General features: G+C 39.3%; 28 protein-coding genes. All 28 read right to left on the bottom strand.

The genetic code is table 11. The annotated features are described in order from the left end of the window. Positions 1-12: 12 nt before the first annotated feature. The 28 genes from rplO to HMPREF3112_RS00545 all read right to left on the bottom strand — a co-directional run bounded on the left by rplO (position 13) and on the right by HMPREF3112_RS00545 (position 17,588). The gene (gene rplO / locus HMPREF3112_RS00680) at positions 13-453 is read right to left on the bottom strand and encodes a 50S ribosomal protein L15 (RefSeq protein ID WP_002885849.1); all 441 of its coding nucleotides are present in this window, start codon (positions 451-453) and stop codon (positions 13-15) included. Positions 454-580: 127 nt separating this feature from the next. Further along, the gene (gene rpmD / locus HMPREF3112_RS00675) at positions 581-763 is read right to left on the bottom strand and encodes a 50S ribosomal protein L30 (protein WP_002885773.1); all 183 of its coding nucleotides are present in this window, start codon (positions 761-763) and stop codon (positions 581-583) included. 14 nt (positions 764-777) lie between these two features. Then, complete coding sequence (rpsE, locus tag HMPREF3112_RS00670; protein WP_002885626.1) at positions 778-1,272, bottom strand: 30S ribosomal protein S5; 495 nt, start codon at positions 1,270-1,272, stop codon at positions 778-780. Positions 1,273-1,290: 18 nt separating this feature from the next. Next, positions 1,291-1,647 carry a 50S ribosomal protein L18 gene (gene rplR / locus HMPREF3112_RS00665; protein ID WP_002885810.1) on the bottom strand — a complete coding sequence of 119 codons (357 nt, stop codon included), beginning with the start codon at positions 1,645-1,647 and terminating at the stop codon, positions 1,291-1,293. Between the two features lie 89 nt (positions 1,648-1,736). Further along, positions 1,737-2,273: a 50S ribosomal protein L6 gene (gene rplF, locus HMPREF3112_RS00660; RefSeq protein ID WP_002887056.1), complete on the bottom strand. Its 537-nt coding sequence runs from the start codon at positions 2,271-2,273 to the stop codon at positions 1,737-1,739. Between the two features lie 126 nt (positions 2,274-2,399). Further along, a complete protein-coding gene (rpsH, locus tag HMPREF3112_RS00655; protein WP_002885642.1) occupies positions 2,400-2,798 on the bottom strand; it encodes a 30S ribosomal protein S8 in 399 nt (132 codons plus the stop codon). 122 nt (positions 2,799-2,920) lie between these two features. Beyond that, entirely contained in the window at positions 2,921-3,106 is a 186-nt protein-coding gene (locus tag HMPREF3112_RS00650) for a type Z 30S ribosomal protein S14 (protein ID WP_001085699.1), read from the bottom strand. 17 nt (positions 3,107-3,123) lie between these two features. Further along, the gene (gene rplE / locus HMPREF3112_RS00645; RefSeq protein WP_002887058.1) at positions 3,124-3,666 is read right to left on the bottom strand and encodes a 50S ribosomal protein L5; all 543 of its coding nucleotides are present in this window, start codon (positions 3,664-3,666) and stop codon (positions 3,124-3,126) included. Positions 3,667-3,692: 26 nt separating this feature from the next. Next, a complete protein-coding gene (gene rplX / locus HMPREF3112_RS00640) occupies positions 3,693-3,998 on the bottom strand; it encodes a 50S ribosomal protein L24 (protein WP_002885874.1) in 306 nt (101 codons plus the stop codon). An 80-nt stretch (positions 3,999-4,078) separates the two neighbouring features. Beyond that, positions 4,079-4,447: a 50S ribosomal protein L14 gene (gene rplN / locus HMPREF3112_RS00635; RefSeq protein WP_002885711.1), complete on the bottom strand. Its 369-nt coding sequence runs from the start codon at positions 4,445-4,447 to the stop codon at positions 4,079-4,081. A gap of 24 nt (positions 4,448-4,471) precedes the next feature. Then, positions 4,472-4,732 (bottom strand): 30S ribosomal protein S17, encoded by a 261-nt coding sequence (gene rpsQ / locus HMPREF3112_RS00630; protein WP_002885836.1) that lies wholly within the window; start codon positions 4,730-4,732, stop codon positions 4,472-4,474. A 27-nt stretch (positions 4,733-4,759) separates the two neighbouring features. Further along, positions 4,760-4,966, bottom strand: coding sequence for a 50S ribosomal protein L29 (rpmC, locus tag HMPREF3112_RS00625; protein WP_002885754.1), 207 nt, complete (start codon positions 4,964-4,966; stop codon positions 4,760-4,762). Positions 4,967-4,975: 9 nt separating this feature from the next. Beyond that, a complete protein-coding gene (gene rplP / locus HMPREF3112_RS00620; protein ID WP_000960950.1) occupies positions 4,976-5,389 on the bottom strand; it encodes a 50S ribosomal protein L16 in 414 nt (137 codons plus the stop codon). 3 nt (positions 5,390-5,392) lie between these two features. Then, positions 5,393-6,046: a 30S ribosomal protein S3 gene (gene rpsC / locus HMPREF3112_RS00615; protein WP_002885727.1), complete on the bottom strand. Its 654-nt coding sequence runs from the start codon at positions 6,044-6,046 to the stop codon at positions 5,393-5,395. A gap of 12 nt (positions 6,047-6,058) precedes the next feature. After that, positions 6,059-6,403 carry a 50S ribosomal protein L22 gene (rplV, locus tag HMPREF3112_RS00610; protein WP_002887063.1) on the bottom strand — a complete coding sequence of 115 codons (345 nt, stop codon included), beginning with the start codon at positions 6,401-6,403 and terminating at the stop codon, positions 6,059-6,061. A 15-nt stretch (positions 6,404-6,418) separates the two neighbouring features. Next, complete coding sequence (gene rpsS / locus HMPREF3112_RS00605; RefSeq protein WP_000533765.1) at positions 6,419-6,697, bottom strand: 30S ribosomal protein S19; 279 nt, start codon at positions 6,695-6,697, stop codon at positions 6,419-6,421. A gap of 93 nt (positions 6,698-6,790) precedes the next feature. Continuing rightward, a complete protein-coding gene (gene rplB / locus HMPREF3112_RS00600) occupies positions 6,791-7,624 on the bottom strand; it encodes a 50S ribosomal protein L2 (RefSeq protein ID WP_002887065.1) in 834 nt (277 codons plus the stop codon). 17 nt (positions 7,625-7,641) lie between these two features. Then, positions 7,642-7,938, bottom strand: a complete 297-nt coding sequence (locus HMPREF3112_RS00595; protein ID WP_002887066.1) for a 50S ribosomal protein L23 — start codon at positions 7,936-7,938, stop codon at positions 7,642-7,644. Further along, positions 7,938-8,561 (bottom strand): 50S ribosomal protein L4, encoded by a 624-nt coding sequence (rplD, locus tag HMPREF3112_RS00590; protein ID WP_002885795.1) that lies wholly within the window; start codon positions 8,559-8,561, stop codon positions 7,938-7,940. Before rplD ends, HMPREF3112_RS00595 begins: the two co-directional genes overlap by 1 nt. A gap of 24 nt (positions 8,562-8,585) precedes the next feature. Continuing rightward, complete coding sequence (gene rplC / locus HMPREF3112_RS00585) at positions 8,586-9,212, bottom strand: 50S ribosomal protein L3 (protein ID WP_002885755.1); 627 nt, start codon at positions 9,210-9,212, stop codon at positions 8,586-8,588. A gap of 110 nt (positions 9,213-9,322) precedes the next feature. Next, complete coding sequence (rpsJ, locus tag HMPREF3112_RS00580) at positions 9,323-9,631, bottom strand: 30S ribosomal protein S10 (protein ID WP_002885653.1); 309 nt, start codon at positions 9,629-9,631, stop codon at positions 9,323-9,325. Positions 9,632-9,874: 243 nt separating this feature from the next. Further along, the gene (gene ruvB / locus HMPREF3112_RS00575) at positions 9,875-10,876 is read right to left on the bottom strand and encodes a Holliday junction branch migration DNA helicase RuvB (protein ID WP_002892095.1); all 1,002 of its coding nucleotides are present in this window, start codon (positions 10,874-10,876) and stop codon (positions 9,875-9,877) included. Between the two features lie 80 nt (positions 10,877-10,956). Next, positions 10,957-12,780: an acyltransferase family protein gene (locus HMPREF3112_RS00570; protein WP_060973086.1), complete on the bottom strand. Its 1,824-nt coding sequence runs from the start codon at positions 12,778-12,780 to the stop codon at positions 10,957-10,959. After that, positions 12,777-13,187: an MORN repeat-containing protein gene (locus tag HMPREF3112_RS00565; protein WP_014635145.1), complete on the bottom strand. Its 411-nt coding sequence runs from the start codon at positions 13,185-13,187 to the stop codon at positions 12,777-12,779. Before HMPREF3112_RS00565 ends, HMPREF3112_RS00570 begins: the two co-directional genes overlap by 4 nt. After that, positions 13,184-13,618, bottom strand: a complete 435-nt coding sequence (locus HMPREF3112_RS00560) for a low molecular weight protein-tyrosine-phosphatase (protein WP_070437453.1) — start codon at positions 13,616-13,618, stop codon at positions 13,184-13,186. Before HMPREF3112_RS00560 ends, HMPREF3112_RS00565 begins: the two co-directional genes overlap by 4 nt. A 274-nt stretch (positions 13,619-13,892) precedes the next feature. Further along, positions 13,893-15,185, bottom strand: coding sequence for an adenylosuccinate synthase (locus HMPREF3112_RS00555; protein WP_014632520.1), 1,293 nt, complete (start codon positions 15,183-15,185; stop codon positions 13,893-13,895). Between the two features lie 249 nt (positions 15,186-15,434). Next, entirely contained in the window at positions 15,435-15,941 is a 507-nt protein-coding gene (locus HMPREF3112_RS00550) for a DNA topology modulation protein (RefSeq protein WP_070437450.1), read from the bottom strand. Between the two features lie 501 nt (positions 15,942-16,442). Then, a complete protein-coding gene (locus HMPREF3112_RS00545) occupies positions 16,443-17,588 on the bottom strand; it encodes a low temperature requirement protein A (RefSeq protein ID WP_021152654.1) in 1,146 nt (381 codons plus the stop codon). Positions 17,589-17,919 lie beyond the last annotated feature (331 nt).

Raw genomic sequence — 17,919 nt, 5'->3', positions numbered from 1 at the left:
AGTTACCCCTCATTAGATGACTTCGATTGAACCACCTTTAGCAGTGATAGCTGCTTCAGCAGATTTTGAGAATTTAGCTGCTTTAACAGTCAATTTCTTAGTCAATTCGCCGTTACCAAGAACTTTAACGCCTGATTTTTCAGCACGAACGATTCCAGCTTCTTTAAGAACTGCTGGAGTTACTTCTGTACCATCTTCAAAGACGTTCAATTGATCAAGGTTTACAAGTGCGTATTCTTTAGCGTTGATGTTAGTGAATCCACGTTTTGGAAGACGACGGAACAATGGAGTTTGTCCACCTTCAAATCCTGGACGTACGCCACCACCGCTACGAGCTTTTTGACCTTTTTGACCACGGCCTGAAGTTTTACCGTTACCAGATGAAGTACCACGACCTACACGGTTACGGACTTTACGAGAACCTTCAGCAGGTTTCAATTCATGAAGTTTCATTATTATTTTCTCCTCTTTTTGTAAAATGCTAGCGCCTCTAACCAAGTAAGGTAGCTTAATTAGAAACTCGCCTATACATGAAATTCAGTTTAAGTCGCAAGGGAACCCTCACGACTTAAATCAATTTTTATTTAACGTCTTCTACAGTTACCAAGTGAGATACTGCGTTGACCATACCACGGATAGCAGCGTTGTCTTCTTTAACAACTGAGCTATTCAATTTACCAAGTCCAAGAGCAACAACTGTTTTACGTTGTTCTGGTTTGCGTCCGATTGGAGACTTAGTCAAAGTAATTTTAATTTGAGCCATTGTTATCTCCTTTCTTATGCCAAGTCAGATACTGAGATGCCACGAAGAGCCGCAACTTCTTCAGCACGTTTAAGTTGTTTCAATCCTTCAACAGTCGCACGAACGATGTTGATTGGAGTGTTTGAACCGAGTGATTTAGATGTTACATCAGCAACACCAGCCAATTCGATGACGGCACGAACTGCACCACCAGCGGCAACCCCAGCCCCTTCAACAGCTGGTTTCAACAATACTTTCGCTCCACCAAATTCTGAACGAACTTCGTGAGGAATAGTTGTACCAACCATAGGAACTTCGATAAGGTTTTTCTTAGCTGCTTCAACTGCTTTACGGATAGCTTCTGGAACCTCTTGAGATTTACCAGTACCAAATCCTACGCGACCATTACGGTCACCAACAACAACAAGAGCAGCAAAACGCATGTTGCGTCCACCTTTTACAACTTTAGTAACACGGTTGATAGCAACTACGCGTTCTTCAAGTTCTACTGCATTATCTTTAAATGCCATTATTAAGTGTCCTCCCTATTAGAATTTCAATCCGTTTTCACGAGCTGAGTCAGCCAAAGCTTTAACACGTCCGTGATAGAGATATCCACCGCGGTCAAACACCACTTCAGAAATACCTTTAGCTACTGCGCGTTCAGCAACAAGTTTACCGACAACAACGGCTTGTTCTGTTTTAGTTCCTTTAGAAACTTCTTTATCAAGAGTTGATGCACTTGCGAGCGTTACACCCGCTACGTCATCAATAACTTGAGCGTAGATGCCTGTATTAGAACGGAAAATGTTCAAACGTGGGCGATCAGCAGTTCCAGAGAGTTTTCCGCGAACGCGACGGTGGCGTTTTTGGCGGAGTTTGTTTTTATCTGGTTTCGAAATCACAATTTTCACCTCTTAATTATAATGCTAGCTCATGAGAGCTTTTGGTAAAGAGACAATCCACAAAGAATTGCCATAAGGATAAAATCCTATTATTTACCAGTTTTACCTTCTTTACGACGTACGTATTCACCAACGTAACGGATACCTTTACCTTTGTAAGGTTCTGGTGAACGAAGGCTACGGATGTAAGCTGCTGTTTGACCAACAACTTCTTTGTTAATACCACTTACAACGATTGAAGTTGCAGATGGTACTTCAAAAGTAATACCTTCTGGAGCTTCAACTTCGTCTTGGTGAGATTTACCAACTGAAAGAACAAGTTTTGTTCCTTGGAGTTGCGCACGATATCCGACACCGCGCATTTCAAGTTCTTTTTTGAAACCTTCAGAAACACCAACAACCATGTTGTTCAAGTTTGCACGTGAAGTACCGTGGATTGTTTTGTTTTCTTTTGAGTCGTTTGGACGGTGAAGTGTAACTTCATTACCTTCAACTTTGATTTCAATGTTTTTGTTAAACTCACGAGTGAGTTCGCCTTTAGGTCCTTTAACAGTAACAACGTTATCGTTGTTTGTTACTTCAACACCAGCAGGCAAAGTAATAACTTTATTACCAATACGTGACATAGTATTTAATTCTCCTGTTAGATTATCAAGCCACAAAGTGACTAGTTTTCACGGGGATGAGTTCCATAGAATATAATCAACGAAACTCGCACAAATCATTTGAGATAAGTGCTTAGTATCAGCTTCTTACCAAACGTAAGCGATAACTTCTCCACCAACGTTCTTTTGACGAGCTTCTTTATCAGTCAAAAGACCTTCTGAAGTAGAGATGATCGCGATTCCAAGTCCGTTAAGAACTTTAGGAACATCTTCACGTTTAGAGTAAACACGAAGACCTGGTTTAGAAATACGTTTCAAGTTAGTGATAACACGTTCACCGTTTTGTCCGTATTTCAAGAATACGCGGATGATACCTTGTTTGTCATCTTCGATAACTTCAACATTTTTTACGAAACCTTCACGTTTAAGGATTTCAGCGATACCTTTTTTAATGTTTGATGCAGGTACTTCAAGTACTTCGTGTTTAGCTTGGTTAGCGTTACGAATACGTGTCAAGAAATCTGCAATTGGGTCAGTCATAACCATTTTATATTTTCTCCTCTTACTAGTAGTTTGAATAATTCACTTGCTAGTTAATGATTGAGCTAGGCTCAGATTGTGTTAAATACATTCAAATTAGGTAAAACTAACTTAAATGTACCATGTTTTTACCAAGAAGCTTTGGTAACACCTGGAATTTGACCTTTGTAAGCCAATTCACGGAAGCAAACACGGCAAAGTTTAAATTTGCGATAAACTGAGTGTGGACGTCCACAACGTTCGCAACGAGTGTAAGCTTGCGTAGAGAACTTCGCAGGGCGTTTGTTCTTAGCAATCATTGATTTTTTAGCCAATTTATTTACCTCCTAGATTATTTTGCAAAAGGCATTCCAAGGCCTTTAAGCAATTCACGACCTTCTTCGTCAGTGTTAGCAGTAGTTACGATAACGATATCCATACCACGTACTTTATCAACATCGTCGAAGTTGATTTCTGGGAAGATAAGTTGTTCTTTAACACCAAGTGTGTAGTTACCACGTCCATCAAATGATTTAGTTGGAACACCATGGAAGTCACGAACACGTGGAAGTGATACTGATACCAATTTATCCAAGAATTCGTACATGCGTTCACCACGAAGGGTAACTTTAGCACCGATCGCTACACCTTCACGAAGACGGAAGCCAGCGATTGATTTCTTAGCTTTAGTAATCAATGGTTTTTGACCTGAAATAAGTGCCAACTCAGCAGCAGCTTTTTCAAGAGTTTTAGCGTTGTTTACAGCTTCACCAACACCCATGTTGATAACGATTTTATCAACTTTTGGCACAGCCATAACTGAAGAATAATTGAATTTTTCAGTCAAAGCTGGAATTACTTCGTTAGTGTATTTTTCTTTAAGACGGTTAGCCATTTAATACTTTCTCCTTTCCTTCGTGATTAGTCAAGCACTTCGCCTGATTTTTTGTTGTAACGAACTTTTTTGCCGTCAACAACTTTGTAACCTACACGTCCAGCTACACCGTTCTTGTCAAGAACTTGAACGTTTGAAGCGTGGATTGGTGCTTCTTTTTCCACGATAGCACCTTGAGGGTTTTCAGCTGATGGTTTTTGGTGTTTTTTGATGATTGCAACACCTTCAACAACAACTTTGTTTACTTTTGGAAGAGCTTTAAGAACTACTGCTTCAGTTCCTTTGTCTTTACCAGCAATAACGCGAACTTTATCGCCTTTTTTTACAAACATTTGAGTATTTCTCCTATTATTTCTTACGCCCTAATGGGCACCCTGAACATTTCAGGGGACTAAGTTTGTGTTAATTCAGATTAAAGTACTTCTGGCGCCAAAGATACGATACGCATGTATCCACCTTCACGCAATTCACGTGCAACAGGGCCAAAGATACGAGTTCCACGAGGAGTTTTGTCATCGCGGATGATTACTGCAGCGTTATCATCAAACTTGATGTATGAACCGTCTGGACGGCGAGCACCAGTTTTTGTACGAACGATAACAGCTTTAACAACATCACCTTTTTTAACAGCTCCACCTGGTGTAGCTTGTTTAACAGTTGCAACGATAACGTCGCCGATGTTAGCGAATTTACGTCCTGAACCACCAAGAACTTTGATAGTCAAGATTTCACGAGCACCGCTATTATCAGCAACTTTTAAGCGACTTTCTTGTTGAATCATTTCAATTGTCTCCTTTTAGTTTTATTAGATAATAACAGCTTCTTCCACAACTTCTACAAGACGGAAGCGTTTTGTAGCTGAAAGTGGGCGAGTTTCCATGATACGAACGATATCGCCTTCTTTAGCAACGTTGTTTTCATCATGTGCTTTGTATTTTTTAGAATAGTTGATACGTTTACCATAGACTGGGTGGTTACGTTTAGTTTCAACTACAACTGTGATTGTTTTATCCATCTTGTCAGATACTACGCGTCCAACAAGGGTTTTACGTTGATTACGTTCCATTATTAGAATTGCTCCTTTCCCAATCTATTATTTGATTTCAGATTGCACCGTTTTAACACGTGCAATTTGTTTTTTCACTTCGTTCAAACGGGCAGTTTGATCAAGTTGACCTGCTGCAGCTTGGAAACGAAGGTCGAAAAGTTCTTTCTTAAGTTCGTTTTCTTTTTTAGCAAGCTCTTCTTGAGACAAGCCACGAAGCTCAGCAACAAACTTTTTGATTTCTTCAAGTTTCATGTCTTCTCCTTATTCTGCTTCACGTTTCACGAATTTACATTTAACTGGCAATTTGTGGCTAGCAAGACGAAGCGCTTCACGTGCAACTTCTTCAGAAACACCTGCGATTTCGAACATTACTTTACCACGTTTAACTGGTGCTACCCAACCTTCAGGTGCCCCTTTACCAGAACCCATACGTACACCGATAGCTTTAGCAGTGTATGATTTGTGTGGGAAGATTTTAATCCAAACCTTACCACCACGTTTCATGTAACGAGTCATGGCAATACGAGCAGCCTCGATTTGACGGTTTGTAATCCAGTGGCTAGTTGTAGCTTGAAGACCGTATTCACCGAATGATACTTCTTTACCACCTTTAGCCTCACCGCGCATTTTTCCACGGAATTCACGACGGTGTTTAACACGTTTAGGTACTAACATTTGTTATTTGCCTCCTTTAGTGTTTTTACGAGCTGGAAGAACTTCTCCACGGTAGATCCAAACTTTAACACCAAGTTTACCGTAAGTTGTGTCAGCTTCTTCCCAAGCGTAATCAATATCAGCGCGAAGTGTGTGAAGTGGAACTGTACCTTCAGAGTATCCTTCTGCACGGGCGATATCTGCACCGTTCAAACGACCTGATACTTGAGTTTTGATTCCTTTAGCTCCAGCACGCATTGCACGTTGGATAGCTTGTTTTTGTGCACGACGGAAAGCAACACGTTGCTCAAGTTGGCGAGCAATTGTTTCACCAACAAGGTGAGCGTCCAAATCAGGTTTCTTGATTTCAACGATGTTGATGTGTACTTGTTTTCCAGTCAATTTGTTAAGTTGAGCGCGAAGAGCGTCAACGTTTGATCCACCTTTACCGATAACCATACCTGGTTTTGCAGTGTGAAGTGAAACAATAACTTTGTTTACAGCACGTTCGATTTCAATAGTTGAAACTGAAGCGTCTGCAAGTTCTTTTTGAATGAATTTGCGGATTGCCAAATCTTCGTGAAGGTAATCTGCGTATTCTTTTTCAGCATACCATTTCGCATCCCAGTCACGGATGATCCCGACACGCATACCAATTGGATGTACTTTTTGACCCACGAGTTTACCTCCTTATTTTTCTGACACAACTACTGTTACGTGAGTTGTGCGTTTGTTGATTGGTGAAGCTGAACCTTTCGCACGTGGACGGAAACGTTTCATTGTTGGTCCTTCGTTTGCGAATGTTTCAGATACTACCAAGTTAGCTTTTTCCAAACCAAAGTTGTTTTCTGCGTTAGCGATAGCAGAGTTAAGAGTTTTCTCAACAATGCGAGCTGCTTTGTTTGGAGTGAATTTCAAGATTGCGATTGCATCAGCAACGTTCTTACCACGGATAAGATCAAGAACAAGACGTGTTTTACGAGGTGAAACACGCACTGTACGAGCCATTGCTTTAGCTGAAGTAATTTCTGCCATTGTGTCCTCCTCCTATTAACGACGTGTTTTCTTATCGTCAGCTGCGTGACCTTTGTAAGTACGAGTTGGTGCAAATTCACCAAGTTTGTGACCTACCATGTCTTCTTGGATGTAAACAGGAACGTGTTTACGTCCATCATAAACTGCGATAGTGTATCCGATGAAACTTGGGAAAATCGTTGAACGACGTGACCAAGTTTTAATTACTTTTTTCTTTTCGTCATTTGCTTGAGCTTCAACTTTTTTCATCAAATGCTCATCGACGAAAGGTCCTTTTTTAAGACTACGTCCCATTTTGTAGTTTTCTCCTTTAAATTGAATGTACCACAGCGGCTTGCACTAAGAAATGCTACCGAGTTGGCGGATGTTATGTGCTAAGCGACTAAATTATTTTTCGTTACGACGACGAACGATAAGTTTGTCAGATTTAGCTTTCTTGTTACGAGTTTTAAGACCAAGCGCAGGTTTACCCCATGGAGTAGATGGCGCTTTACGTCCAACTGGTGCTTTACCTTCACCACCACCGTGTGGGTGATCGTTAGGGTTCATTACAGAACCACGAACTGTTGGGCGAATACCTTTCCAGCGATTACGGCCGGCTTTACCAAGGTTGATAAGTGATTGTTGTTCGTTACCTACAGTACCGATAGTTGCACGACATGTACCAAGAACCATACGAACTTCGCCTGATTGAAGACGAACAAGTACGTATTTACCTTCTTGACCCAAAACTTGAGCAGAAGCACCAGCGGCACGGATAAGTTCAGCACCTTTACCTGGTTGAAGCTCGATGTTGTGGATAACTGTACCAACTGGGATGTTTGCAAGTGGAAGAGCGTTACCAATCTTGATATCCGCATCTGGACCTGAAACGATACGTTGACCTACTTCAAGACCTTTAGGTGCGATGATGTAAGCTTTAACCCCGTCAGTGTAGTGTACAAGAGCGATGTTTGCAGTACGGTTTGGATCATACTCAATTGTTTTAACAACTGCTTCAACGCCATCTTTGTTACGTTTGAAGTCAATCAAACGGTAGTGACGTTTGTGTCCGCCACCTTGGTGACGTACAGTGATACGACCGTTGTTGTTACGACCAGCTTTGTTCTTAAGAGAAACAAGCAATGATTTTTCAGGAGTGCTTGTAGTGATTTCTGCGAAATCCAAAGAAGTCATGTTACGACGGCCATTTGTCGTTGGTTTATAAACTTTAATACCCACGTTAATTTCTCCTTTGATTATTCAGCTTCAGCTGCAAACAACTCGATTGCTTTAGAATCAGCTGTAAGAGTGATGATAGCTTTTTTAGTTTTTGAAGTGAAACCAGTGTAACGTCCAACACGTTTTTGTTTTGGTTTAACAGTTACAGTGTTCACGCTAGCAACTTTAACACCTTCAAATGCAGCTTCAACTGCTTGTTTGATCAAGAGTTTGTGTGCACGTGTATCAACTTCGAAAGTGTATTTTCCTGCTTCAAGAGCAATCATAGATTTCTCAGTGATAACAGGTTTTTTGATTACGTCATACAAATTCATTATGCAAGAACCTCCTCGATTGATGAGATAGCTTCTTTAGTAACAAGAAGTTTATCTGCGTTTACGATGTCAAGTACGCTTGCAGTTGCAGGAGTTGCAACAGTTACGTTTGCAAGGTTACGTGCTGAAAGTTCAGCGAATTTGTTTCCTTCTTCAACGATAACAAGTACTTTAGAATCGATGCTAAGAGCTGAAAGAACGTTTGCGAATTCAGCAGTTTTTGGAGCTGCAAATGAAAGAGCTTCAACTGCTACAAATTTATCTTCTGCAACTTTAGCTGAGTAAACAGATTTCAATGCAAGGCGACGAACTTTTTGTGGAAGTTTGTATCCGTAAGAACGTGGAGTTGGTCCGAAGACAACACCACCACCACGCCATTGTGGTGAGCGGATAGAACCTTGACGAGCACGTCCAGTTCCTTTTTGACGCCATGGTTTACGTCCACCACCTGATACTGCTGAACGGTTTTTAACCGCGTGAGTACCTTGGCGAAGGCTAGCACGTTGGCTGATTACGACATCAAATACTACTGATTCGTTTGGTTCGATACCGAAGATAGCGTCGTTAAGTTCAACTGTGCTAACTTCTTTACCAGTTTGGTCAAATAGTTTTACGTTTGCCATTTTTAACTGATTTCTCCTTTCTTATTATTTAGCAGCTTTAACTGCTGATTTGATAGTGATAAGAGATTTCTTAGCACCTGGTACGTTACCTTTGATAAGGATAACGTTTTTCTCTGGGATAACTTGTACAACTTCAAGATTTTGAATTGTCACACGGTTGCCACCCATACGTCCTGCCAAGTGTTTGTTTTTGAAAACACGGTTAGGCGCAACAGGTCCCATTGAACCTGGACGACGGTGGTAACGAGAACCGTGAGCCATAGGTCCGCGTGATTGACCGTGGCGTTTGATAACACCTTGGAAACCTTTACCTTTTGAAGTACCAGTTACGTCAACAACATCTCCAGCTTCGAATGTGTCAACAGTGATTTCTGATCCAACTTCCAAGCCTTCAATGTTTTTGAATTCACGAATGAAGCGCTTAGGAGCTGTGTTAGCTTTCGCTACGTGGCCTTTGGCAGGTTTGTTGCTCAATACTTCGCGTTTGTCGTCAAAACCAACTTGAACTGCTTCGTAACCGTCTGTTTCAACAGTTTTAACTTGAAGCACAACGTTTGGAGTAGCTTCGATGACAGTAACAGGGATAAATTCACCTGCTTCAGTGAAGATTTGAGTCATTCCCACTTTTTTCCCTAAGATTCCTTTTGTCATGAGAAAATATTTCCTTTACTTTATTGTTTTTTCAAAAAGTTTTTAACGAGCGTTTTTTATGCTCAAAAAAGTTTTTAACGAGCGTTTTTTATGCTCAATCAAACTTTAAATTAAAGTTTGATTTCTACGTTCACACCACTTGGAAGATCAAGTTTCATCAAAGCGTCAACTGTTTTTTGAGTTGGGTTGATGATGTCGATAAGACGTTTGTGTGTACGCATTTCAAATTGTTCGCGAGAATCTTTATATTTGTGAGTCGCACGAATAATTGTGTAGAGACTACGTTCAGTTGGAAGTGGAACTGGTCCAGCAACTGTCGCACCTGTGCGAGTTGCAGTTTCTACGATTTTTTCAGCCGCTGTATCAAGCGTACGGTGTTCGTAAGCTTTCAAACGGATACGAATTTTTTTGTTTGCCATTTTTTCTCCTCTTTCGTCTATTTAAGATAATAGGCTAGCTCCTCAAGAAAACCAACACGGATTGCGTGGCAGTGCAACCAGGCGTGTCGCAACCTCTTGTATCATAGCTAAGCGCTGTATTTACAGCACCATAATATAATAACAAAAGAACCCACTCATTGCAAGGGATTTTTTAAGTTTTTTTCTTTTTTCTTTATTTTCTTTTTGACTAAACAAAAAAATCCACCTTCGATGGATTTTTTATCAACTTTCTTTAGTGTAGTCGTACCCCATGTGTTCATAGGCTTTAACCGTTGCAACACGTCCTGTTCGTGTTCGCATAATAAATCCTTTTTGAATTAGATAGGGTTCATACATATCTTCTACCGTTTCTCGCTCTTCAGCAATATTAACTGACAAGGTCCCTAGACCAACCGGTCCACCACCATACATCTCAATCATGGTTCGGAGAATTTTTTGGTCGACATAATCTAGTCCTTCATGGTCCACATCCAACATAGTCAACGCCTTGTCTGCAATCTTATCATCAATGATGCCATCACCCATAATTTGTGCATAGTCTCTCACACGCTTAAGTAGGCGGTTAGCAATACGTGGCGTTCCACGACTACGACGTGCTAACTCTAGGGCAGCCTCAGGTGTTATAGTCATATCAAAGATTTCTGAAGTGCGTTCTATAATTTCCTTCAAATCTGGTAACTCATAATATTCCATATGACCATTAATCCCAAAACGAGCCCTCAATGGATTTGACAACATACCTGCTCGTGTGGTTGCACCCACTAAAGTGAACGGTGGTAACTCTAGGTGAACACTACGACTTGTTTCACCTGCACCAATCATGATATCGATGTAGTAATCTTCCATAGCACTATAAAGTACTTCTTCCACTGCCATAGGCATTCGATGAATCTCATCAATAAATAAGATATCACCCGGCTCCAAGTCATTTAGTATGGCAACCAGGTCTCCAGCCTTCTCAATTGCTGGCCCAGACGTCTGCTTTAAATTGACGCCCATCTCATTAGCTATCACAAAAGCCATGGTCGTTTTCCCTAAACCTGGAGGACCAAACAAAAGAGTATGATCCAATGCTTCATCACGAAGTTTAGCTGCCTCTATAAAAATCTTTAATTGGTCCTTAACCTTATCTTGACCAATATATTCCTTAAAGTACTGAGGACGAAGGGTACGCTCAACATACTCTTCATCTCCTAGTAAATCATTATCTAATATTCTTGCCATAGGCTTATTTTAGCACAAAACAAAAAATGCAGTCAAAATTTGTCCATAAAAAAGAAGACAAGACTTGCCTTCTCTTTTGATTATTTCTTACCACCCTTAACTGGTGCCTTATCAGCTTTCTCTATAGCTTCTTTAATTGTCTTAGTATAGAGTTTAGCACCACGGTTAATAGAGTCGCTATCAGATCCAAAGTGAACCCCATCTGTACCATTCCAGATAGAAATATTTTCTTTAGCCACTTGATACCAGTCAGCAACCGTCACAAAGTCGTATTTCTTAGCCATCTCTAACTCATACTTACGTAACTGAATCAAAGATTGGGCCTCATTACCAGATTTACTACCATTATATGGTGTCACAAAGATAATATGGTGACCCTTAGGTAAATTCTTGATGATTTTATTAATAACGCCTTTATAGTCGTCAATCTCATTAACACCACCAGCAATGACAACATCCTTAGCAAGAGCATTACTATCCGCGTAATCTTTAAGCAAATCATTGATTGTTGATAGGTTACGACTGACAACTGCATCTATAGCGACATTATCAATACTTGATTCCAGCTGATCTTTTGATCTAAGAGCTACGGAGTCCCCTAAAACTGTCACTCCCTTATTCACACCAAATGAAGTAGCCTGACTGTTTTCCGCATTGGTACGCGTTAATTTCATCTTAGTCTGAGCTTGCGACAAACCATTAGCTTCTAAATCTTTCTCGAAGTTTCCTACAGCTGGCGCAAAGAGAGAAATAAGCACTGTAATTAAAGTAAGACCACTAAAAACATAAAGCACAATATGTCGGTACGGCGTCAAGTCTAAATCTATTCCAAAGAGACTGGCCTTTCTTCCTGCAATAAATGGCTCTATTATATAGTAGGAAAGTGTTGCGAAAACAATTGACAGAATCGTTGTCAGAATGACTGCAATAATATTATTGGTCAATTGACTAAAGATAATATATAGTGGCCAGTGAAAAAGATAGACACTATAGCTAATCTCTGCCAAATAACTAATAAGAGCAGGCTCTGATTTTCCAGGCAATTTCTCATGAAGGACACGGGCAGAGTAAATCATAACAGCCGTGAACAAACTAGCTAAAACAAAACCAAATAGATAGGTAATGCGTTCCTCAAAATGGAGAACTAAGCCCAACAATACGAGCAAGGCAAAACTTCCTACCATATAAAGGACTGTCTTTTTCAGAGTCCAAAGGCGTATATTTTTCTTGAACCTAGCGGTCGTTTCATACACACCTGAAAGTGTCGCAAAAAGCGAACCTAGGAAAAACGGATAGGCATGCGTAATTGACGAGAAATATAAGCGAGAAAAACTATCAACAAAGAAAGCACTAATAAACATTGATAGGAAACTCACCATAAAGCAGGCAAGAGATACCATAAAGACTAGGCTTCTAAATTTATTTTGATGTTTAACACGCTTAGCTAAGAACCAAAGCAAGGCACCCCAAAGAATATAATAGTGAACCTCAATAGCCAGACTCCATGTATGGAGGTAAATATGCTGGTTAAACTGGTTCTCATAATTTCCCCCGGTCAAAATCTCATAATAGTTAGTTACAAAACCGATAACAGAGGTGATTTGACGTCCAATACCTGCAATAAAATCATTTCGAACCAAGAGTGCCAAAGGGGTGCAGATAAGAACCATCAACACAAGTGGTGGTACTATCCGGTAGAAGCGTCGTCGCATAAAACCAAGGTAATCAATGCGATGCGTCCTAGATACCTCATCAATCAAAAGTGCTGTAATCAAATACCCTGAGAAGGTAAAGAAGACATCAACACCGATGAAGCCCCCAGGAAGAATACTTGGGAAGAAATGATAAATCAGAACCAAAAGAAGTCCTGTCACACGAATATAAGAAAACCAGTTAATTCTCATCCTTTAAAAATCCCCTGTTTAAATTTTCCTTTGTAGGTAACCTTATTTTCAGTAGTCAATTTTCCTTGACCATCGGCTTGACCAGACTTGAACTCTCCTTGATAAATCCAACCCTCATGAGATTTGAAGGTTCCTTGACCATTAAAGGAACCATTCTTAAATTCTCCCGTATAGGTATCACCATTATCATAGGTCAAAGTTCCTTGACCATTCAATCGATGGTTCTGCATCTGACCTTTATAGGCAATCTTAGTCCCATCAATCTTGATAGAATGTTGCGTTTTTATAGTCACCAAAAACAAGGACAGGGCGCATAAAATAATAACCCCTACTGTAATACGCTCAAATTGATTTCGGTCAATATCAATATTTTTAAAATCAAAATCCTTTAGTTGTTTAAAATTCATTGTCTATCCTTAATCCACTGTAACCAGTCTCGACAACCTGCAGTTACCAATTTATATGTTTCTTCAAAGTCACCTGTATACCATGGGTCCGGCACTCCACCAGGTCGGAAAAGCTTGATTTTATCGTCATAACGCCCTGCAGATATCTGTAAAAGATCCTCAACATTTGACTCATCCATTCCCACAACTAGATCAAAGAACTCAAAATCAGCCTGACTAATCTGTTGTGAGCCCTTGGAAGAGTCAAAAGGAATAGCATATTTCCTTAAAATCTTTTGGGTTCCTTGATGAACTGGATTTCCATGCTCCCATGAAGATGTCGCGCGACTTTCGATATGCAAAGACTTTTCTTGGTCCAGCTCTTTCATCACAAATTCTGCCATTGGGCTACGACAAATATTCCCCAGACAAACAAATACAATCTTATTCATTATTCACCTCTTGCCAAAACTATTAAGAGATATGCTCACTTATTTTCTTCGTCAAAATTATGAACACACTTTTAAATCATGAAAGTAGGTTCTCATTAATTTTCATTTAATCAATCCATATTATACCGAAAAACTAATCAAATAGAAAGGTTTCTTTCCTAATCATATCGAAAAATTAGTAACCTTTTTTAACAGTTGCAACATTCATATTAATCTATATGTTTAAGGCGTGAGAAAAGAGAACCTAGTTTCCTAGATTCTCCTTTTGTTGGCTTTAGATATTTGACCAAACACTTTCAAGGATGTTTGTTTGTTCACGTCCTGGTCCTACAGAGAAAGTAGAGATACGTACACCTACCAATTCACCAACACGACGAACATAATTACGAGCATTTTCAGGAAGCTCATCTAAACTACGACAACCTGTGATGTCTTCTTCCCAACCTGGCAATTCTTCATAGATTGGTTTACAACGTTTCAGTTGCTCAAGACTAGCTGGGTAGTGATCAATACGCTCACCATCAAGGTCATAAGCTACACAAATTTTTACAGTGTCAAGACCTGAGAGAACATCGATACAGTTCAAGCTGAGGTTTGTGATGCCTGATACACGACGACTATGGCGCATCACCACTGAGTCAAACCATCCTACACGACGTGGACGTCCTGTTGTTGTTCCATATTCATGACCAACTTCACGGATGCGTTCACCAACTTCATCAAATAACTCAGTTGGGAAAGGACCATCACCAACACGACTCGTATAGGCCTTACATACACCGACTACCTTATTAATTTTAGATGGACCAACACCAGAACCGATTGTAACACCACCCGCAACTGGGTTTGATGACGTTACAAACGGGTAAGTACCTTGGTCAATATCAAGCATAACCCCTTGAGCTCCTTCAAAGAGGACACGTTTACCTGCATCAAGAGCGTCATTCAAGATAACGGATGTATCTGTGACATATTGCTTAATTTGTTGTCCGTAAGCGTAGTATTCTTCAAAAATCTCATCGAATGATAATTCTTCAGCTTCATACATCTTACTGAAAAGACGGTTTTTCTCAGCTAAGTTCGTTTTCAAACGATCAGCAAAGATTTCTTTGTCCAAAAGGTCTGCAATACGGATACCTACACGCGCAGCCTTATCCATATAGGCAGGACCAATACCTTTGTTAGTTGTACCAATCTTATTGTCACCTTTGGCGGCTTCTTGCAGTTGATCAAGTTTAATATGGTACGGCAAGATAACGTGTGCGCGGTCAGAAATACGAAGGCTCTCTGTTGACACACCTTCTGCATGAAGATATTCCAACTCTTTGACAAGTGATTTAGGATTGACCACTACACCGTTCCCGATAACAGAGATTTTCTCTGGGAAGAAAATACCTGATGGAATCAAGTGCAATTTAAATTTCTTACCATCGATAACAATCGTGTGACCTGCATTGTCTCCACCTTGATAACGTGCGATTACTTCGGCATCTTGACTTAGGAAATCTGTAATTTTCCCTTTACCTTCATCACCCCACTGGGTACCCACAACAACTACTGATGTCATATTATTTTGATAACGGACAGCTCCACCTTTACGAGGCTGTCCCCACCTTTCTTGAAAAACTTCACGGTGGGAATTTCACCCACAAGTTTCGCGTTACAGTTTATTATAGCAGAAAAAAGGCTATTTGTTCAACGTTGAAAGCGCTTCTTACGAAATATTCTGACAGTTATGTCTCGGTTTGCGACTGGTTGCTTACTGTGTATTTTATGTAAAACTACCAGCTATTTTATGACTAAATAATTCTACTAGCTATTTAACCTGCTTCATATAATGATTTAACTGCCTTTGATTCTTTAAAATAATTGTCTTGTCAGAATAATTTTTAACAACTACATTATATTGCTCGACATATTTTTTAGAACGTCCGTCTAATAAAATCCATTTCACAAATGCAAAATCAAATTTTTCATTACAGTCTTCTGCTATGCTAGGACGTGTCTTTCCCCTATATGTTAAATAGCGCCTAAATGCCCGATAGAGACAATTAACTCTGTTAAAGTTGAAATAGACAATACAGTCAGCTTCCCTCATGCGTTCTTCATAAAGACAGGCCGAGTAATTCCCTTCAATAATCCAATCACGTTGTAGCATAAATGTTGATATATCGTCAGTCATTTCATCAACTGTTCGCTCTTGCCAATTTGATGTGAAATGAATTTTATCTAAATGAAGAACCTCACAATTGTAGTGTTGACCTAAAAAGTTTGCCAAAGTAGACTTTCCAGAGCCGCTATAGCCAATGATTGCAATTTTCAATACAGGTCTCCTTTTTCAATTCTGTTTCCTGACTAATATCATAACACAAAGCATATATCTTAGAAGGAATTATCATTTGGAACAACTCTCGTTTGGACAAACAAGCACGTAAAGTTCTGTTTAAAGTGAGTTCTTTCTTAGAAAAATAAAAAAAAGAGACCTACAATCAAGTCTCTTTTCGATATTAAGCTGCCCCCTACATGGATTTGTAAGAACTTTTCATATTGAAAATAAACAAAAATGTTGAAATATAGCTGATTTTAGGGAAATACTTTTAGGTGTTTTCAATGTCAGGATTTAAAAATGGGGCAAAAGTGGGGCAAAAACGAATGACTCGTATTTTGTTTGAAAACCTATAATACCTAATGATTATGCTATTCTAGATATATAGTTTTGTTATAAATAAATGTCAGTGCGAGATCAAATTGGAGGATAAAATGGAAAAACAAATTAATGAAAAAAAAGCCTTGGTTCCCAAAGCTTTTTTATGTTATAAACTCATTAAAAGAACCCCCAGTTAGATTTGGAATATTTTTTATTCTGTGTCACATAAAAATAAATAAAATGAATGGCTATAGCTAGAGCGAAGATGGTTGCAATACTCAGCACTATTGTAGGATTCGAAGCGAAAACCAAAGAGAGAATCAAGGCAGCCAGATAGAGTGTCGCTTGAGCACAGTAGTAACTTCTCGAATAGCGAAGATAGTTTTTGTTATAGGGCCCATTTGCTAGGACAGCAGCTTGGAAGAGGCCAATTCCGATATAAAAGAAGCTGATTGCAACGAGAAGATTAGCCTCAGGATTCAGAAGAAAACCCATCGAAACTGTCATCAACATAAGCCCAATGAAAATAGGATAGTGACTATAAATTATAAATAATCCCTTTTGATTGGATCCTTCGTCAATAGCATGGTCAAATTCACCAAAATAAAACAAGAACAGAGAAAGCATGATAACGAAATTAAGAACCGAATATATCGAGAAATTCTCAACTGTAAAGAAGTTAACTAGCCCAATAACCATCTCTCCAAACGTAATAATGACAAGAAGGGAGACGCGCTCGATTAAATGGGGAAGATTTACTTGGAAATGCTCATCTTTAGTAATCAAGAAAATTGGCACAATAAATGTTAGCAGAATACTAGCAATAAAGATATAGACTCCAACGTAAATAGGAAAAAGAGCTGCCAGATAGACTCCTAAGCTTTGTAGACCTGTCAACCATAGAAAACCTTTGATACTTTCCCGATCAGCACTATCGGTTGATCCTCTAAAAAACTGAACCAAATATTGAAAAAATAAGGTAAGGGTTAATGTGCCAACAGCCCAACAGGTATGATAGTACCATTGTTGCCAATTGTATCCAATCATATTGGATATAAAGAGCATAAGTCCCATGTTGATAAACATGATTACCATGTTAAATAACGAGTTTGTTCCATAGCGATTGGTATAAATGGTTTGAATCATCCAGGAATTGATGATAACCATGACAGAGATGAAGAAATCAAGTAAAGAGTCCCAAGCCAAAACACCGTTATGAATAGGGTGAATTAAAGCAGTTGCTTTTGAAATTGCAAAAACAAACACTAGGTCATAAAATAGTTCTGAAAATTCTACACGTTTATGCTTAATAAGAGTTGCCATCTTAAGACCTTTCTATTCTAGAAGTACAATTTATTATAACAGAAAATGGTAATGAGAGAAAAGGAGATGCTTAAATAACTTCATGTGACGCGAATTGTCAAAACCTTGGAGCACATTTACCTCATGTACCAACTCACAGGCAGAGTGTTTGATGATTGATAATGAAGAATAAGATTTTACAATAGAAAAGCGAGGATATCCTCGCTTTTTTTATTTAATCTAATAGCTCCTTATTTTCAATTAAGAGCTCTAGTGGAGATTTATCTCTTGCTTCAATAAAACCAGGTTCATATTGGGTATGAAGTGTTCTTTTCTGAGAAGTTGGATCAAT

This window comes from Streptococcus sp. HMSC10E12, from assembly GCF_001807855.1.
In the GTDB taxonomy this organism is placed as follows: domain Bacteria; phylum Bacillota; class Bacilli; order Lactobacillales; family Streptococcaceae; genus Streptococcus; species Streptococcus salivarius.
This window is presented reverse-complemented; position numbering and strand designations above follow the sequence as displayed.

What these genes read in the sequence shown, in the direction of transcription:
- rplO (WP_002885849.1), bottom strand. Translation starts at nt 453, where the DNA reads ATGAAACTTCATGAATTGAAACCTGCTGAAGGTTCTCGTAAAGTCCGT.
- rpmD (WP_002885773.1), bottom strand. Translation starts at nt 763, where the DNA reads ATGGCTCAAATTAAAATTACTTTGACTAAGTCTCCAATCGGACGCAAA.
- rpsE (WP_002885626.1), bottom strand. Translation starts at nt 1,272, where the DNA reads ATGGCATTTAAAGATAATGCAGTAGAACTTGAAGAACGCGTAGTTGCT.
- rplF (WP_002887056.1), bottom strand. Translation starts at nt 2,273, where the DNA reads ATGTCACGTATTGGTAATAAAGTTATTACTTTGCCTGCTGGTGTTGAA.
- rpsH (WP_002885642.1), bottom strand. Translation starts at nt 2,798, where the DNA reads ATGGTTATGACTGACCCAATTGCAGATTTCTTGACACGTATTCGTAAC.
- rplE (WP_002887058.1), bottom strand. Translation starts at nt 3,666, where the DNA reads ATGGCTAACCGTCTTAAAGAAAAATACACTAACGAAGTAATTCCAGCT.
- rplX (WP_002885874.1), bottom strand. Translation starts at nt 3,998, where the DNA reads ATGTTTGTAAAAAAAGGCGATAAAGTTCGCGTTATTGCTGGTAAAGAC.
- rplN (WP_002885711.1), bottom strand. Translation starts at nt 4,447, where the DNA reads ATGATTCAACAAGAAAGTCGCTTAAAAGTTGCTGATAATAGCGGTGCT.
- rpsQ (WP_002885836.1), bottom strand. Translation starts at nt 4,732, where the DNA reads ATGGAACGTAATCAACGTAAAACCCTTGTTGGACGCGTAGTATCTGAC.
- rpmC (WP_002885754.1), bottom strand. Translation starts at nt 4,966, where the DNA reads ATGAAACTTGAAGAAATCAAAAAGTTTGTTGCTGAGCTTCGTGGCTTG.
- rplP (WP_000960950.1), bottom strand. Translation starts at nt 5,389, where the DNA reads ATGTTAGTACCTAAACGTGTTAAACACCGTCGTGAATTCCGTGGAAAA.
- rplV (WP_002887063.1), bottom strand. Translation starts at nt 6,403, where the DNA reads ATGGCAGAAATTACTTCAGCTAAAGCAATGGCTCGTACAGTGCGTGTT.
- rpsS (WP_000533765.1), bottom strand. Translation starts at nt 6,697, where the DNA reads ATGGGACGTAGTCTTAAAAAAGGACCTTTCGTCGATGAGCATTTGATG.
- HMPREF3112_RS00595 (WP_002887066.1), bottom strand. Translation starts at nt 7,938, where the DNA reads ATGAATTTGTATGACGTAATCAAAAAACCTGTTATCACTGAGAAATCT.
- rplD (WP_002885795.1), bottom strand. Translation starts at nt 8,561, where the DNA reads ATGGCAAACGTAAAACTATTTGACCAAACTGGTAAAGAAGTTAGCACA.
- rplC (WP_002885755.1), bottom strand. Translation starts at nt 9,212, where the DNA reads ATGACAAAAGGAATCTTAGGGAAAAAAGTGGGAATGACTCAAATCTTC.
- rpsJ (WP_002885653.1), bottom strand. Translation starts at nt 9,631, where the DNA reads ATGGCAAACAAAAAAATTCGTATCCGTTTGAAAGCTTACGAACACCGT.
- ruvB (WP_002892095.1), bottom strand. Translation starts at nt 10,876, where the DNA reads ATGGCAAGAATATTAGATAATGATTTACTAGGAGATGAAGAGTATGTT.
- HMPREF3112_RS00570 (WP_060973086.1), bottom strand. Translation starts at nt 12,780, where the DNA reads ATGAGAATTAACTGGTTTTCTTATATTCGTGTGACAGGACTTCTTTTG.
- HMPREF3112_RS00565 (WP_014635145.1), bottom strand. Translation starts at nt 13,187, where the DNA reads ATGAATTTTAAACAACTAAAGGATTTTGATTTTAAAAATATTGATATT.
- HMPREF3112_RS00560 (WP_070437453.1), bottom strand. Translation starts at nt 13,618, where the DNA reads ATGAATAAGATTGTATTTGTTTGTCTGGGGAATATTTGTCGTAGCCCA.
- HMPREF3112_RS00555 (WP_014632520.1), bottom strand. Translation starts at nt 15,185, where the DNA reads ATGACATCAGTAGTTGTTGTGGGTACCCAGTGGGGTGATGAAGGTAAA.
- HMPREF3112_RS00545 (WP_021152654.1), bottom strand. Translation starts at nt 17,588, where the DNA reads ATGGCAACTCTTATTAAGCATAAACGTGTAGAATTTTCAGAACTATTT.